Origin of the sequence: Cryobacterium sp. PH31-L1 (assembly GCF_030063145.1) — a bacterium.
Taxonomy (GTDB): Bacteria; Actinomycetota; Actinomycetes; order Actinomycetales; family Microbacteriaceae; genus Cryobacterium.
In genome coordinates, this window is sequence record NZ_JASISM010000001.1 from 302566 (window position 1) to 318392 (window position 15827).

A 15827-nucleotide genomic window follows, 5' to 3' on the forward strand; every position below is an offset into this window, starting at 1 on the left:
GATTTCCTGAACTCCGGCGGGCATGGGACGAGCGGGAATACCTCAGCAGATACATACGTTTGCATAAACAACGAACGATTGATCTGTCAAGGAGACAACCCATGACCGTCCAGACCAGTGGATTGCACCACGTCACCGCGATCGCGGGCGCCCCACAGCGCAACATTGACTTCTACGTGACCGGGCTCGGCCTGCGCCTCGTGAAGAGAACCGTCAACTTCGACGATCCGGGCACGTACCACCTGTATTACGGCGACGATTCCGGCCGCCCCGGATCGCTGCTCACCTTTTTTCCCTGGGCCGGCATTCGCAGCGGCCGCACCGGTGCCGGGCAGTCGACGACCACCGCGTTCTCGGTTCCGGCCGGCAGCCTCGGCTGGTGGAAAGCACACTTCGCCGCGCTCGGCGTGGAATCTGCCGTGACGGGCCGCTCCTCGCACGAGGAACGCCTCTCCCTGCGTGATCCCGACGGCCTGCAGCTCGACCTGGTGGCGTCGTCGACCGTGGATCCGCGCAATCCCTGGGACTCGGCATCCGTTCCCGCCGAATTTGCGGTGCGCGGCCAGCACTCCTCGGTGCTCACGGTGGCCGACCCGGCGAAGACCGTGCAGGTGCTCACCGCCGACCTCGGCATGCATGTCATCTCCGAAACGGATGGCCGCATCCGCGTCGGGGCCGGTGATGGTGCGGCCGGCAACCTCGTCGACGTGCTCGCTGACCCGGCCGGCGAGCCGGGCCTGACCGCTGGCGGAACCGTGCACCACGTGGCGTTCCGGGTGCCTGACCGGGCTACCCAGGCCGACTGGCGTGAACTGCTCGTGGACCGCGGTTACGGTGTGACCGCCATTCTCGACCGCGACTACTTCACCTCGATCTACTTTCGCGAGCCCGGCGGCGTTCTGTTCGAGATTGCCACGGACACCCCCGGCTTCGATATCGATGAGCCGCTGCTCGAACTCGGTCGGTCGCTCAAGCTCCCGCCGTGGCTCGAGCCGAGTCGCGAGGCCATCGAGAATTCGGTCGCGCCCGTCACGGTGCCCGCCGAGAACAACCCGGGGCTGGCGGAGGCCGCGGCGCTGGCAGCCGCGGCGGCTCACGAATGAGTGACGTGACAGCGGACTGGCCGCACCTGTTTCGGGCGGGTTCGCCCGACGCTCCGGTACTGCTCATGCTGCACGGAACCGGCGGCGACGAGCAGCAGATCAGTGGGCTCGCCGCCGCGCTCGACCCGACGGCCGCCGTGCTCGCCCCACGCGGACGCGCGGCAGAGAACGGCATGAACCGCTGGTTCCGTCGGCTGTCGGAAGGTGTCTTCGATACCGAAGATGTCGCCCGGCGAGCCGACGACCTCGCCGGATTTCTGGTCTGGGTCCGGGACTACTACGAGTTGGGCGACCGTTCGCTCGTTGCCGTCGGGTTCTCCAACGGTGCCAACATCGCCCTCGCCCTGGCCCTGCTGCATCCCGAGGTGGTGGCGCGGGTGGTCGCGTTCTCGGGGATGCACCCGCTCGACGTGTCAGCGGATGCGAGCGAGGTGGAGCGTGCGATCGACGCGCGGGTCGCGGCGAGCGAGCTGGCGGCATCCGCTGTGCTGTTGGTGAATGGCCGGAGTGACCCGATGGCACCGTTGGTGAGCGTGCAGATGCTGGTCGAGTTGCTCGGGGAGCGCGGGGCGACCGTGACGCAGTCCCTGCGTCCCGGCGGCCACGGCGTCGCCGAAGAGGATGTCGCCGCCGCGGTCGCCTGGTTGGCTCAGCTTTAGCGCAGCTCTTTACGACCGGAGATGACGCCGCTGGCCGTGGCGACGACGGCGAAGATCACGGTGATGATGGGAAAGCCGAGGTCCCACCAGGCGAGCGCGGCCGAGCCGAAGATGGCGATCTCGATGACGGCCTTGCCGAACGGATCGAGCCTGAACACGGCCCGCGGCGACCGGAACAGCGCCCAGACCAGAATCGCGAACGCGGGAGTGGCGAGTCCGAACAGGATGCCGGGCCAGGGGAGCGGCCAGGCGACAAAGCCCCAGATTCCGAGGCTGATGAAGGCGAAGAGTTCCAGCACGAACCGGAGCATGTCGTTGGGGCCGATTTTCGGCAGGTCGCGCGTATCTGTCACCCGTCAATCCTAGCGATACGCCCGGTGTGTGCTTTCCGGGCCCGGGCCCGGAAACCGGGCCCAGGATAGATCATGGGCCCAGCGACCGGGCCCGGGCCCGGAAAGAAAAACGCCTACTTGAAGATGATCGTGCGGGCACCGTCGAGCAGCACACGGTTCTCGGCGAACCACTTGACCGCCTGGGTGAGCGTGCGGCTCTCTTCGTCCTGCCCGATCGACACAAGCTCCGCCGGAGTGCGTGAGTGATCGACCCGCACCACGTTCTGCTCGATGATCGGACCCTCGTCGAGGTTGCCGGTGACGAAGTGTGCGGTCGCACCAATGAGTTTCACGCCGCGCGCGTGCGCCTGGCGGTAGGGGTTGGCCCCCTTGAACCCCGGCAGGAATGAGTGGTGGATGTTGATCGCCCGCCCACTGAGCCGCGCGCACAGTTCCGGCGACAGAATCTGCATGTACCGCGCGAGTACGACGAGTTCGATGTCGAGGTCGTCGACCGCCTCGATGACGCGCGCTTCGAAGTCGGCCTTGCTGGCGGCATCCGTTATGGGCAGCGACTCGAACGGCACCCCGTAGAACCCCACGAGGTCGCGCAGCGTGCCGTGATTGCTGAGCACGAGCGGAATCTCCACCGGCAGCTGCCCGCCACGCTGGCGAAACAGCAGGTCGTTCACGCAGTGACCGGCCGAGGACGCGAGTACGAGCGTGCGCAGCGGACGCCCGACGACGTCGATGATCGATGCCATCGCATACCGCTCGATTACCGGCGCGAGCGCCGCCTCGAGCTCGGGCCGCGTCGCTGGCGACTGCACCTGCAACCGCATGAAGAACCGTCCGGTGTCATCGCTGGAGAACTGCTGGCTCTCCGAGATGTTGCCCTGCGCCTGCACGATCGCGCCACTGACGGCGTGCACGATTCCGGGCTGGTCAGCACAGACCAGCGTGATTACCCAGTGGTGCGGGGTCGAAGAAGTCATTGGGCCAGAATACCCGGCGTGAGAGCGGATGCCGCGGCCCGCCCAGTTGCCGCCTCATCGGCTTTGGGTAGACTACCCCTTGGTCGCACTGAGCAGGTCGGCCCCGGGCGCGCACGTCGGCGCGCAGTCGAGTGGCTTCGATCTCGGTGTGAATGGTCCCACCGGTCGACTACTCTGGCCCAGTTCGAATGCAGCCATGACCAACACCGCCAATATTTTCTTACCCACCGGGTCGATTCCCACCACGCGGGCGGCTCCCACCGAACCGCCGTTCCCCTGGGTTGGACTGATCACCCTCTCCGCCGCGGTCTTTCTCTCGGTCACGAGTGAGATGCTGCCGACCGGGTTACTCCCCGAGATGAGTCGCAGCCTCGGTGTCGCGCAGTCGCAGATCGGGCTGCTGGTCTCCTGGTTCGCTTTCACGGTGGTGCTCACGAGCGCACCGGTCGCCATCTGGACCCGCCGCTTTCCGCGGCACGGGCTGATCATCGTCGTGCTCATCGTCTTCGCGGTGAGCAATATTCTCACCGCCATCGCGCCGACCTACGAGTTCGTCGTCGCCGCGCGGGTGCTCGGCGGCGTCGCGCACGGACTGTTCTGGTCGGTGGTGGGTGCCTACGCCGGACACCTCGTGCCGAAAGCGCAGATCGGTCGCGCCGTCTCGATCACGGTAGCCGGCGGCACGCTCGCCTTCGTGTTCGGGGTGCCGCTCGGCACCGCGGGTGGCCACCTGCTCGGCTGGCGGCTCTCTTTCGTCGTGCTGGCCGGCCTGATGCTCGTGGGCGCGGTTCTGGTCTGGAAGTTTCTGCCACCTGTGGCGCGGTATTCCAGCGGCGCCGCGGCATCCGCTCACGCACCGAAAACCCGTCAGCCACACGACGCGACCGTACCGGCCGTGGTGCTGATCTGCATCATCACCGGCATTACCATGATCGGTCACTACAGCTTTTACACCTACATCGCGCCGTTCCTGCTCGACGGGCTCAGTATTGACCCCGACCTGCTGGCTCCGATGCTGTTCGCCTACGGTGTGGCCGGCGCGGTGGGGCTGCTGCTCGTCGGCACGGTCTTCGGCCCGCGCCCGAGCCTCGGCCTCGTTCTCGGCCTCGCCGTGAGCGCCCTCAGCGTGAGCCTGCTCGCCGTGTTCACGGCTACCCTGCCCGTCGCGCTCATCGCGTTCGTGCTCTGGGGCATGGCGTTCGGCATGCTCCCCCCGCTGATGCAGACTCGGATGCTGCACGCCGCGTCGCCGCGCATCCGCGATACCGCAAGCGCCTTCTACACCACCGCGTTCAACGCCGGCATCGGCGGTGGCGCCCTGCTTGGTGCCGTGTTGATCGACAGCGTCGGGCTCGAGCTGGTGCCGCTCGTCTACGTGGGGCTGCTGGTCGTTGCCCTCGTGCTCGTTGTGGTCACCGACCTCATGACGCAGCGCGCCCAGGCGCGCCAGACCGCATCCGCTTAATCGCGCGAACGGTCGGAGAGTGGACGGTTGGCCACGACCGGCACGCGGCCGGTGAAGCCGTCGCGGGCTGCGGCGATTTCGAGAATGCGACCGCGGCAGGCGTACCAGCCGATCATCAGCCCCGGAACGATGAGCACGAGCGAGCTGATCGTGAGGGTGCCGACCGGCCAGTCGAACGCCATCAGTACGAGCACACCGGCCAGGAAGACGAGCGTCAGATAGCCCGAGTACGGCGCCCACGGCATGCGGAAGACCGGGCGCACCAGAATGCCGCGCTTGGCCCAGGCCTGCAGCCTCAGCTGGCACAGCACGATCATGCCCCAGGCGCTCACGATGCCGATTGCGGCCATGTTCAGTACGATTTCGAAAGCCTCATCGGGCACGATGGCGTTCAGACCCACCCCGAGCAGCGTCACGACGCCGGTTAGCAGGATGCCGCCGAACGGCACGCCGTTGCGGCTGATCTTGCCCGCGAAACGCGGCGCCGAACCGGCCAGCGACATCGACCGAAGTATGCGCCCGGTGGAATATAGGCCGGCGTTCAGCGAGGACAGGGCCGCGGTAAGCACGACGAGGTTCATGATCACATCAACGCCGTCGATACCTATCGTGCCGAAGAACGTGACGAACGGGCTTTCGCCTGCTTTATAGGCCGTGTACGGCAACAACAGCGAGAGCAACAGAATGGACCCCACGTAGAAGACCGCAATGCGAATGATTACCGTGTTGATGGCCTTCGGCATGACCTTCTCGGGGTTCTTCGTCTCCCCAGCCGTCGTTCCGACCAGCTCGATCGACGCATACGCGAACACAACGCCCTGCACCACCAGAACGGATGCGATCAGCCCGTTCGGCAGCCAGCCCCCGTTTTCGCCGATCAGCGCAAAACCGGCGGTGGCCCCGTCGAGAGGCGTGCCGAAGATGACCATCCAGGTTCCGACGATCAGGAATGCCACGATGGCTAGCACCTTGATCAGGGCGAACCAGAATTCCATCTCACCGAACACTTTGACCGAGAGCAGGTTGAGCGAGAGCACCAAGGCGAGCGCGGCGAGGGCGTACAACCACTGCGGCACCTCGCCGAACGGCGCCCAATAGGTCGCAAAGAAGTTCATGTACAGGGCCACCGCGGTCACATCCACGATCGCCGTCATGGCCCAGTTGAGCCAGTACAGCCAACCGGTGACGAACGCCGTCTTCTCTCCGAAGAATTCGCGTGCATACGACACGAAGGAGCCAGAGCTCGGGCGGTGCAGAACCAGTTCGCCGAGCGCTCGCAGAATGAGGAAGGCGAAGAAACCGCAGATCGCGTAGACGAACACGAGGGCGGGACCGGCGCTGGCGAGGCGTCCGCCGGCACCGAGGAACAGGCCGGTGCCGATCGCGCCGCCGATCGCGATCATCTGCACGTGGCGAGACTTGAGCCCCTTGTGCAGGGCGTCATCCTCGTGCACGCTCAGGGCGTCTTCGATGTGTTCGAACGGCGTCTCTTCGGGCGGATTCGCATGGTCGTGGTGACCGTGCGGTTCCGCCGATGAATCGCCCGTTGCGGGCATGGATGAGGGCTGCTTGCCGCCGGTGGGGCTCAAAACGGTTCTCGATTTCGCTGGCCGGTCACGCAGAAGGTTTCGTGTGAGAAACGATTCGAGTGGCGCGGGAAGTGGCCGGAAACTGCACGCACACGCGCTTCTGGCGGTGTGCGGGGTCGTCCGGGGGACAGCGCAACCCTACTCTTCGGCCCCCACGCCCTACGCTGTCCGCGGTGTTCGAACCTCCGTCGGGGGCCGCCTGTGGGCAGGTACAATAGACCTTCACACCCCGACCTGACAAGCCTGGAGGCCGCATGGTTCCTTTCCTCCTCGCGTTTGTCGTTCTTTCAGTGCTCACGCCCTGGCTCACCCGGCGTCTCGGTACCCGCGTCTTCTACCTGATCGCCCTGCTGCCGGTCGGGGCTTTCGCGTACACGCTCACCCAGACCGCCACGGTCACCGCCGGTCGGGCCGTTACCCAGTTGATCCCGTGGATTCCGCACCTTGGCATCAGCCTCTCCTTTCGAGTTGACACGCTGGCCTGGCTGCTCGCCCTCGTCGTGACGGGCATCGGCGCCCTCGTTCTGATCTATTGCGCTCGGTATTTCACCGATGGCGAACCCAGCCTCGGCCGTTTCGCGGCGCTGCTCCTGGCCTTCGCCGGCACCATGTACGGTCTGGTCACCGCGGACGACCTGGTGATCATGTTCATGTTCTGGGAGATCACCAGCGTGCTCTCCTATCTGCTGATCGGGCATTACACGCACAAACGCGAGAGCCGCGGCGCCGCCCTGCAGGCGCTGATCGTGACGACCTTCGGCGGGCTGGTCATGCTGGTGGGCGTCGTGATGATCTCGGTCGCCTCCGGCACGACGAGCCTCGCCTACATCGTGGCCAACCCGGTGACCAGCCCCATGGGTATCTGGGCCGTGCTGCTCATTCTGGTCGGTGCGCTCTCCAAGAGCGCATTGGTGCCGTTCCATTTCTGGCTGCCGGCCGCGATGGCCGCTCCGACGCCGGTGAGCGCGTACCTGCACGCCGCCGCTATGGTGAAAGCCGGTATTTACATCGTCGCCCGACTCGCCCCCGGCTACGCCGACAGCGACGGCTGGCTGCCGGTGCTCGTCACCCTCGGCGTCTGGACCATGGTCGTCGGTGCCTGGCGTGCCCTGCGCCAGTACGACCTTAAACTGCTGCTCGCCTACGGCACGGTCAGCCAGCTTGGCTTCCTGATGATCGCGATCGGGTTCAACACTCGCGACACCGCGCTCGCCGGCGCCGCTCTGCTGCTCGCTCACGCCCTCTACAAGGCCACGCTGTTTCTCGTCGTCGGCGTGATCGACCACCGGGCCGGCACCCGCGACTGGCGCAAGCTCAGCGGCGTCGGTCGCACGGCTCCCGGCCTCGCCGTCATCGCGCTCATTGCTGTCGCCTCGATGGCCGGTTTGCCGCCGTTGTTCGGTTTCGTCGCCAAGGAGGCCGTGTTCACCTCCCTGCTGGATGCGGGTGTCGGCGGATCGGGTTGGGGCTACGCGGCGCTCATCGGCACGGCCGTCGGGTCGGTGCTGACGGTGGCGTACAGCATCCGTTTCTTCTGGGGCGCGTTCGGAACGCGCAGGAAACAGCCGAAAACAGTGCTGCACGCGAGCCCGTGGGACACACTGCTCGCGCCCGGCGTACTCACCGTCGCGACCATCGGTCTCGGCCTGTTCGCCTCCGTGCTCGACCCGCTGCTCGCACCGTATGCCGACACAGTTCCGGGCGCCGGCAGCCTCACCGAACCGCCGTACCACCTCGCGTTATGGCACGGTCTCGAACCTGCCCTCTTCCTGAGCGTGGTCGTGCTACTGCTCGGGGCGCTGCTGTTCCGCGCGCGCCGCGGGGTGTCGCGGCTGCAGTCGAAGGTGCCCGACTACATCGACGCCGGGCGTGGTTACGGCAAGGCCATTCGCGCCGTCGACCGTATCGCCGCGCGGGTCACCCACTTCGCCCAGCGGGGCGGCCTGCCGCAGTACCTCGGCACCATCCTGACCGTCTTCGTGCTCGCCCTCGGGTTTGCGGCCTTCGTCAACCGCACCTGGCCCGACACAATCGTGCTCTGGGACTATCCCGGCCAGGTACTCATCGCCCTCATCATGGGAATCTGCGCCGTCATGGCAGCCCAAGTCGGGCAGAGGATGACCGCGGTCATCCTCGCCGGCGTCACCGGCTACGGCCTGGTCGCCCTGTTCGCTTTTCACGGAGCGCCCGATCTCGCCCTCACCCAGGCCCTCGTCGAGTCGATCACCCTGGTGATCTTTGTGCTCGTGCTGCGCCGACTGCCCGCGAACATCGCCCAGCACAACAAGCCGGTGCGCCGCAAGCGTCGCCTGCTGATCGGCAGCCTGGTCGGCCTGGTCATGGGCACCATCGGCTTCATCGCGCTCGGTGCGCGGGACTTCGCGAGCATCGCCGGGGCCCTGCCCCAGTTGTCGGTCGACGACGGGCACGGCGACAACATCGTCAACGTGATGCTCGTGGACATTCGGGCCTGGGACACGATGGGTGAGGTGTCGGTGCTCATCGTCGTGGCCACCGGCGTTGCGAGCCTGCTGTTCGTGTCGGGGCGCAACTCGGTCGTGCCCAGGTTGAAGGAATCCCGCAGCCTGCGCTCGGTGGCGAACCGTCGTCGCGTCGTCGCCGACCCTGAGCTGTCCAGCGAGGGCCACGCCGTCACCCGGCAGGCTTTTCTCCTCGCCGGGCGTAAGAACGACCCAAGCAGCCGGTCGATTCTCATTGAAGTGCTCGTGCGGTTGCTCTTCCACCCCGCGATGATCGTGTCGATCTACCTGCTGTTCGCCGGTCACAACCTGCCCGGCGGAGGGTTCGCCGGCGGGCTGTTGGCCGGCCTGGCCTTGGTGGCCCGGTATCTGGCCGGCGGACGCTACGAGCTCAGCGAAGCGGCCCCGATCGATCCGGGCAAAATCCTGGGTCTGGGCGTGATTCTCGCCGTGGGCATGGCCGTGGTCTCTCTGTTCTTCGACGGGATCCCGCTCGAGTCGGCCTACTTCACCGCGTCCGTGCCCGTGCTCGGTGACCTCTCGTTCGGCACCTCGACCATCTTCGATATCGGCGTCTATCTCGTTGTCATCGGCCTGACCTATGACATTCTGCGCAGCCTCGGAAGCGAAATCGACCGGCAGAGCGAAAATGACGAGATCGGGCCGCGGCCGGAGTCGGTGACCGACGCCGAGCCATCCACCGACACTGCAGCCAGCGTGAGCATCACCCCCGAGATCGAGCCCGCGAACGGAGGATCACCCCAATGAGCGCCTCCCTCACCCTCGTCATTGTGATGGCCGTGATGTATGCGGCCGGCGTCTATGTGATGCTCGAACGCAGCCTCACCCGGGTACTGATTGGCTTTCTGCTCGTCGGCAACGCGACCAACCTGCTCATTTTCATTATGAGTGGCCGCCCCGGTAGCTCGCCGATCGTCAACGGCGCAAGCGTTACCGACATGGTCGATCCGATTCCGCAGGTACTCATGCTCACCGCGATCGTGATCAACTTCGGCATCACCGCGCTGCTGCTCGCGCTCATCTACCGGTCCTGGTGGCTGGCCCAGCTTGGCGATGAGGGCGATACGCTCACCGATGAGCATGCCACCGAGAGTGCCGACGAAGCCGACGGTGCGTTCCGCTCCTCCTCGGATGACGACGACGCGATCGCCGAATCCCTCGACGAGTTCGAGCGCGGTGACGGCGCCACGAGCGATGAAGACACCGTCTCCAGCACAGCGGATGCGGCCGGCCGCGCCGGCGCATCCGCTCGCGCTGCGTCGAAAAAGCCCCAGGGGGACGCGCGATGACCGCCCTCGTTCCCCTCATCGTCTGCCTGCCGCTGCTCGGGGCTGCCGTCGCCCTGATGCTCGGCCAGCGCCGACGCCTGCAGGTTCTGGTGAGCGTGCTGAGCCTCGCCGCCGCCACGGTGATGAGTGCCGTGCTGCTCGTGCTGGTCGACCGGTTTGGAACCGTCGTGGTGCAGGTCGGCGGCTGGGAAGCGCCGTGGGGAATCGTGCTCGTCATCGACCGACTCTCGGCGATCATGTTGCTCATTTCGGCGCTCATGTTGCTCGGCGTGCTGCTGTTTGCGGTGGGGCAGGGCATCGTCGACGGCGATACCGAGGCTCCGGTCTCGATCTTTCACCCCACCTATCTCGTGTTGGCCGCCGGGCTGTTCAACGCCTTCGTCGCTGGTGACCTGTTCACCATGTATGTCGGCTTCGAGATGCTGCTGTCGGCGAGCTACGTGCTGCTCACCCTCGGCGGCACGGGCGCGCGCATTCGCGTGGGCATCACCTACATCGTGGTGAGCCTGGTCTCGTCGCTGCTGTTTCTCAGCGCGATCGCCCTCATTTACGGGGCCACCGGCACGGTCACGCTCGCTTTGATCGCCGAGCGGATGCCCGACCTCCCCGCCGACATCCAGCTGATTCTCGGACTGCTGCTGCTGATTGCCTTTGGGGTGAAAGCCGCCGTGTTCCCGATGTCGTTCTGGCTGCCGGACTCCTACCCGACCGCGCCCGCGCCGGTCACCGCGGTGTTCGCCGGGCTGCTGACCAAGGTGGGTGTCTACGCGATCCTGCGCACCCAGACCCTGTTCTTTCCCGACAACCAGTTCTCGATGCCGCTCATGATCGTGGCAGGGCTGACCCTGCTGGTGGGCATTCTGGGCGCGCTCGCCCAGGCGGATATCAAGAGGCTGCTCTCGTTCACCCTGGTCAGCCACATCGGCTACATGCTGTTCGGCGTCGCCATCGGCACCCCACTCGCCATTGCCGCGACCATCTTCTACGTTGTGCACCACATCACGGTGCAGACCACCCTGTTTCTCGCGGCGGGCCTGATCGACCGGGTCGGCGGCACCACCTCGCTGTCGCGGCTCGGCGGACTGCTCAAGTCATCACCGCTCGTGGCTATTCTGTTCTTTCTGGGGGCGCTCAACCTCGGCGGGATCCCGCCGTTCTCCGGCTTTCTCGGCAAGATCGCCCTGTTTCAGGCCGGCACGATCGTGGGCGACCCGATCATCTACGTGCTGATCAGTGTGGGCGCACTGACCTCGCTTCTCACCCTCTACGCCCTGGCCCGAGCCTGGAACATGGCGTTCTGGCGGCCGAAGAAACAGGTGAAGGACTACACCTCGTCGATGTCGGCGTCGCTCGTGGAAGACCCGCAGGACGAGGGCATCGTGCTGAAGAAGACGGTCTCCCCGCTCATGGTCGGTACGACCACCTCCATGCTCGTGCTGACCCTCGGCCTCACGGTGTTCGCCGGTCCGATCTTCGACCTCGCCACCCGGGCCGCTGCCAATATCAGCTCGCCGTCGACCTACATCGATTCCGTGTTCCCGAACGGCACGGGTTCGATCGCCGACAGCAATGTGGGCACCAACTTCGAGGGGGACTCCAAGTGACCACTCCGCGCGAACGCCTCGAAGCCGTCGGCAATCAGATTCCGCCGCTGATCGCCCTGGTCCTACTGTGGATGCTGCTCTGGGGCGAATTCTCCTGGCTCAACCTGCTGGTCGGGCTCGTCGTGGGAATCATCGTGACCGTGGCGTTCTATCTGGTGCCGGTGCAGCTGAGCGGGCGCGTGCATCCGCTGCACACCGTGGTGTTCTTCGTGCGGCTCATCGTGGATATCGTGCGGGCGTCGGTCGACGTGTCCTGGCTCGCGGTGAAGCCCCGGCTGGTCACGTCTAACGCAATCCTGGAGATACGGCTGCGCACGCGCAGCGACCTGATTCTCACCTGGACCGCGGTGGCCACCTCGATCGTGCCCGGGTCGATCGTGGTCGACATCGACCGGGAATCGTCTATTTTGTACCTGCACGTGCTGAACATGCAGAGCGCCCGCGATATCGAGCAGTTTCGGCGGCGCGTTCTCGACACCGAACGGCGCATCGTGCGCGGGTTCGGTTCGCACGAAGACGTCGAGCGGATGCGCGGGGTACTGCCCGCAAACCGGCTCAGTGCTCGTCGATCCGGAAAGGAATTGTCATGATGTTGCAGATTGTGGCTGTGGTGGCGTCGGTCATGTTCGCGGTCGGGGCGCTCCTGTCGGTGTACCGCATCGTCATTGGACCGAGCGTGCTCGACCGGGTCATCGCCTCCGACGTGCTCGTGGCGACCATCATCTGCGCCCTCGGCACCGAGATGGCCCTGAACCGGCACACCGACACCCTGCCCGTACTGCTCGTGCTGGCGCTGTTCGCGGTGCTCGGTTCGCTCAGCGTCGCCCGCTTTCTGCCCGGTCGGGACAGCGCATGAGCGCCATTCTGCACGATGTGCTCACGGCCGTTCTCGTGCTGGCCGGCGCGACCATGTGCCTGGCCGCCGGAATCGGACTCATCCGTTTTCCCGACGTGCTGTCTCGGCTGCACGCTGCGACCAAGCCGCAAATTTTCGGTTTCATGGCGGTGACAGCGGATGTCGCGATCAATAACTTCTCGGTCGGTACCGTCACGCTCGTGGTCGCCATCGTGGTCTTCCAAGCCCTGACCGCGCCGATGGCCGCGCACCTGGTGGGCCGCGCCGCATACGAGACCGAGCATTTGCGGCCCGACCTGCTCATCGTCGACGAGCTGAATGGCCGTCGCGCCGACCGCTGATGCGCCGCTCGCTGATGCGCCGCTCGCTGATGCGCGGGCGGCGCGCGTGCGCGTGTGTCCGCCGGGTCGAGCTTCGGGGGTCTATGGCGGACAGGGCCCGGGCCCCGTCCGTATGCCCAGTTTATAAACTGGGCCCAGTGCTATAACGTGGGCCCACGTCGATGCCGCGCGAGTCTGTCGGGGCACCGGAATCTCGAGCGTGTTGCGAGCAGCTGTCTGCGTGCCGTGCTGAGAGTGTCAAAAAAAGGACCGTCATCGTTCAGCGCGACCAGGCCTGCGGGGGCGGGCGGGCGACGTTCTACTTCGGCGATTAGAGCAGCCGGGCCTCCGGGCAGAGGGCCTACTGCAGGAGGGGCTCCTGCATGAGGGGGTTCTTGCTGGGAAGGGTGATGAGGGTGTGCTCGGGGTCGATCTCGACCGGGGGTTGCAGCCAGTACAGACCGCGCAGGAGGAGGACCTTCCAGTGCCTGTTGTGCAGCAGCAGGTGATGGTGGGTGCAGAGCAGGATGGCTTGGTCGATGTTGGACTGTCCGAGGTCAGCCCAGTTTTCGATGTGGTGCGCTTCTGACCAGGACGGTGGTCGGTCGCAGTCGGACCAGCGGCATCCGCCGTCGCGGGCGGCGAGGGCTCGGCGTTGGTCGCGGTTGAACAGGCGTTCGTCGCGTCCGACATTCAGGGGTTGTCCGTCCTGGCTGAACAGGATGCCGAGGTAGCCGGTGTCGCACAGATGTCGGTCGATCGTCTCTTGCGAGACCGGGGCCGGGTTCCCCTCGAAGTAGCCGACGGGCCCGATACTGCGGGTGGACTGAACAGCCTGCGTGGTCGTCGTTACCGGCGTGTTCTTCGGAGCCTTCGTGGCGCCTGTGGTCTCAGCCGGCGTCGTGGGCGCGGCATCCGCGGTACCGACCGGACCGGTCGGAGCGGTTGTGCTCGGGGCGGGGACGGTGGTGGGGCGGCTCGGTTCGGTGACGATGATCTGCACGACGGGGCGGCGTCCGCCGAACAGGGTGTTGGGGTCGGCGTCGGTGCCGAGCTTGAGCAACTGGGTGAAACTGTCGGCGGCTATCTGGTCGACGGTGCGCAAATCGTCTTTCACGCTCTGCGCCCACGCCGCCCGCTCCGGGTCGACGAACCGCACCCCGCCGCGCCGCGGACTGGTCAGGGCATCGTAGGTCGCGATCCACAGCTCGCCCTGCTCCGGCGGCAGCAACGCATGCAGCGTCACCATGCCATCGGCGCGCCGCCAGACCGACCAGATGGTGTCGTCGCGGGCCTGCTTCTCCCGCGCCAGGATGCCCGCCGCGTCGAGTTCGTCGCGCAGGCGCCTGGCGCGTTTGTAGGCCTGATCGGTGTTCAGTCGAGGCGCCTCCACCAGCAGCACCCGCAGGGCGGCGGCGAGCTTCTCCGCGGTGATCGCCTGATCCAACGTTCCGAGGCCGCGCAGCAGGGCGTCACCGACACCGGGTGAGACGGTGCCGTCGGCGACGGCATGCATGATCGGCGCCTGCCACGGCACCACCACCGGCGGCGCCGGCTCTACTGGCGGGACAGCTTCAGCCTCGGCCGCCTCCGCGGCGTCGGCGGCGGCCTGCGCGAGCCGCGCGGCCTCGCGGGCCTCGGCCGCGCGTCGCTCGGCCGTTTCGGTTTCGCTCATGAGCACCCCGACGGCGACCAGCCGGCCCGCCTCGATACGGCTCAGGCCGGTGGCCTGCTGCACCATCAACGCGGGAGTACCAAACCCGTGCCGAGCCGCCAGACCGGACTGCCCCAAATGCGGCCGGGACCGCTCTGCGATCGTGCCCGCCAGCAACGCGGCCGCCGTGTTTGCCAGCCGCAACAACGCCGCAATCGGCACCCGCGCAGCGAGCACCTCCACATCGGACAGACCGGCGAACTCGGCACTGGACCCACCGAGCGCAGCGACAGCATTCGCCGCCCGGGCCAGCTCCATCGCCAAGTTGTTCATGACTCAACTCAACACCCGACCACCGACACGAGAAAATGTCACTCTTATAAGCACTGTACCGGCGTAATCGCCAAAGAATACCTAAATGGATGTTCTCGACAAGCCGATGAGTCGCTGGCGATCCCACCTCAATCGGCGCTGACGGGAACGGCCGTGGCGGCCCACCGCACGGCGGAATTGCCCCGTTCAGTGGGGCCTGAGCGGTCGAAATACTATTTCGGCAGATCTGCAATCGCACTCCGGCTGCCCCTATAGCCTGATTGGAACCTCGGCATCAGCCTGTGGAAAGTCTCGGCAGGATTGTTGCAATCCGTCTACTCTGACCCCATGCGAAACCCGTCGCGTCATCATCACCTGCACAACGTGGTCCTCACTGCTGTCGTCTTACTCCTCGCCGCCGGCACGCTGAGCGGATGCTCGGCAGCCACCGTGCCAGTGCCCAGCGGCACGGCCGAGCCCGTCGCTGGAGCAACAACGGTACCGACCGCGACGCCCCCGGTCTTCGCCTCGAACGACGAGGCCTTGGCGGCCGCGACCGCCTTCTATGTGTCGTATCAGGGGATGGCCAACACGATCTCGCGCGAAGGCGGAGCTGATCCACATCGTATAGCGGCCTTCGTTACAGAAACCATGCTGCCGGGCGAAATCGCGACCTTTGATCGATTGGCAGAACGTCGTGTGCACCTCGTCGGCGATATCAGTTTCGACTCCATGTCTGTTCAGTCAGCAGATCTCAACTTGGGGTCTGTCAACCTGTACATGTGTCTAGACGTCTCCAAGGGCGAAGTCGTTGGAGCCGACGGCCTGTCGGTTGCACCACCAGACAGACCGTTGCGGTATCCACTCGTCGTCGCCCTCGTCCAGAACGACGCGAATACTCAACTCCTCCTCGAGAAATCGGAAGTATGGTCCGGGTCAGATTTCTGCTAATTGTTGTGGCGCTGCTAGCCGCCGTGTTCTCCCAAGTGAGCGTCGCAACAGCAATGGCTCACGAAGTAGTCGAACTGACCCCAACGTTTCCCCTGGGAAGTACCGTCGATCCACCTCCAGAGTCCGACGGTGTGGCGCATGGGAACGGAGTGGATCTGGTGGCCGGGTACACCTCCGCGCGGAGTGGTGGAAAATCC

14 protein-coding genes are annotated in these 15827 nt (G+C 65.9%); 10 read left to right on the forward strand and 4 right to left on the reverse strand.

Annotated features, from left to right (window positions below; genetic code table 11):
• Positions 1–101 precede the first annotated feature (101 nt).
• Positions 102–1103, forward strand: a complete 1002-nt coding sequence (locus tag QMF22_RS01490; protein ID WP_283449642.1) for a ring-cleaving dioxygenase — start codon at positions 102–104, stop codon at positions 1101–1103.
• Positions 1100–1762, forward strand: a complete 663-nt coding sequence (locus tag QMF22_RS01495; RefSeq protein ID WP_283449644.1) for an alpha/beta hydrolase — start codon at positions 1100–1102, stop codon at positions 1760–1762. The genes QMF22_RS01490 and QMF22_RS01495 overlap by 4 nt, the downstream gene beginning before the upstream one ends.
• On the opposite strand, the gene QMF22_RS01500 is transcribed toward QMF22_RS01495, so the two are convergent.
• Both QMF22_RS01500 and purU read right to left on the reverse strand, forming a co-directional pair.
• Positions 1759–2115, reverse strand: coding sequence for a YrdB family protein (locus QMF22_RS01500; protein WP_283449647.1), 357 nt, complete (start codon positions 2113–2115; stop codon positions 1759–1761). The genes QMF22_RS01495 and QMF22_RS01500 overlap by 4 nt on opposite strands.
• Positions 2116–2228: 113 nt before the next feature.
• Positions 2229–3089, reverse strand: a complete 861-nt coding sequence (gene purU, locus QMF22_RS01505) for a formyltetrahydrofolate deformylase (protein ID WP_283449649.1) — start codon at positions 3087–3089, stop codon at positions 2229–2231.
• Between the two features lie 196 nt (positions 3090–3285).
• Here purU and QMF22_RS01510 point away from each other — a divergent pair, with 196 nt between their 5' ends.
• A complete protein-coding gene (locus QMF22_RS01510) occupies positions 3286–4554 on the forward strand; it encodes an MFS transporter (RefSeq protein WP_283449652.1) in 1269 nt (422 codons plus the stop codon).
• Here QMF22_RS01510 and QMF22_RS01515 read toward each other — a convergent pair.
• Positions 4551–6110 carry an amino acid permease gene (locus QMF22_RS01515; protein WP_283449654.1) on the reverse strand — a complete coding sequence of 520 codons (1560 nt, stop codon included), beginning with the start codon at positions 6108–6110 and terminating at the stop codon, positions 4551–4553. The genes QMF22_RS01510 and QMF22_RS01515 overlap by 4 nt on opposite strands.
• Before the next feature lie 287 nt (positions 6111–6397).
• On the opposite strand from QMF22_RS01515, the gene QMF22_RS01520 reads away from it, so the two are divergent.
• From QMF22_RS01520 to mnhG, 6 genes are read left to right on the forward strand one after another with little or no spacing between them, the layout of a single operon-like run.
• A complete protein-coding gene (locus QMF22_RS01520; RefSeq protein WP_283449657.1) occupies positions 6398–9391 on the forward strand; it encodes a Na+/H+ antiporter subunit A in 2994 nt (997 codons plus the stop codon).
• Complete coding sequence (locus tag QMF22_RS01525; protein ID WP_283449659.1) at positions 9388–9933, forward strand: sodium:proton antiporter; 546 nt, start codon at positions 9388–9390, stop codon at positions 9931–9933. Before QMF22_RS01520 ends, QMF22_RS01525 begins: the two co-directional genes overlap by 4 nt.
• Entirely contained in the window at positions 9930–11537 is a 1608-nt protein-coding gene (locus tag QMF22_RS01530) for a Na+/H+ antiporter subunit D (RefSeq protein WP_283449662.1), read from the forward strand. The genes QMF22_RS01525 and QMF22_RS01530 overlap by 4 nt, the downstream gene beginning before the upstream one ends.
• Entirely contained in the window at positions 11534–12127 is a 594-nt protein-coding gene (locus QMF22_RS01535) for a Na+/H+ antiporter subunit E (RefSeq protein ID WP_283449664.1), read from the forward strand. The genes QMF22_RS01530 and QMF22_RS01535 overlap by 4 nt, the downstream gene beginning before the upstream one ends.
• Entirely contained in the window at positions 12124–12393 is a 270-nt protein-coding gene (locus tag QMF22_RS01540; protein WP_283449666.1) for an MrpF/PhaF family protein, read from the forward strand. The genes QMF22_RS01535 and QMF22_RS01540 overlap by 4 nt, the downstream gene beginning before the upstream one ends.
• Positions 12390–12734 (forward strand): monovalent cation/H(+) antiporter subunit G, encoded by a 345-nt coding sequence (mnhG, locus tag QMF22_RS01545; RefSeq protein WP_283449669.1) that lies wholly within the window; start codon positions 12390–12392, stop codon positions 12732–12734. Before QMF22_RS01540 ends, mnhG begins: the two co-directional genes overlap by 4 nt.
• A 340-nt stretch (positions 12735–13074) precedes the next feature.
• Here mnhG and QMF22_RS01550 read toward each other — a convergent pair whose 3' ends face one another.
• Positions 13075–14700: a DUF222 domain-containing protein gene (locus tag QMF22_RS01550; protein WP_283449671.1), complete on the reverse strand. Its 1626-nt coding sequence runs from the start codon at positions 14698–14700 to the stop codon at positions 13075–13077.
• A gap of 327 nt (positions 14701–15027) precedes the next feature.
• Here QMF22_RS01550 and QMF22_RS01555 point away from each other — a divergent pair, with 327 nt between their 5' ends.
• Complete coding sequence (locus tag QMF22_RS01555; RefSeq protein WP_283449673.1) at positions 15028–15630, forward strand: hypothetical protein; 603 nt, start codon at positions 15028–15030, stop codon at positions 15628–15630.
• Positions 15631–15827: the final 197 nt, after the last annotated feature.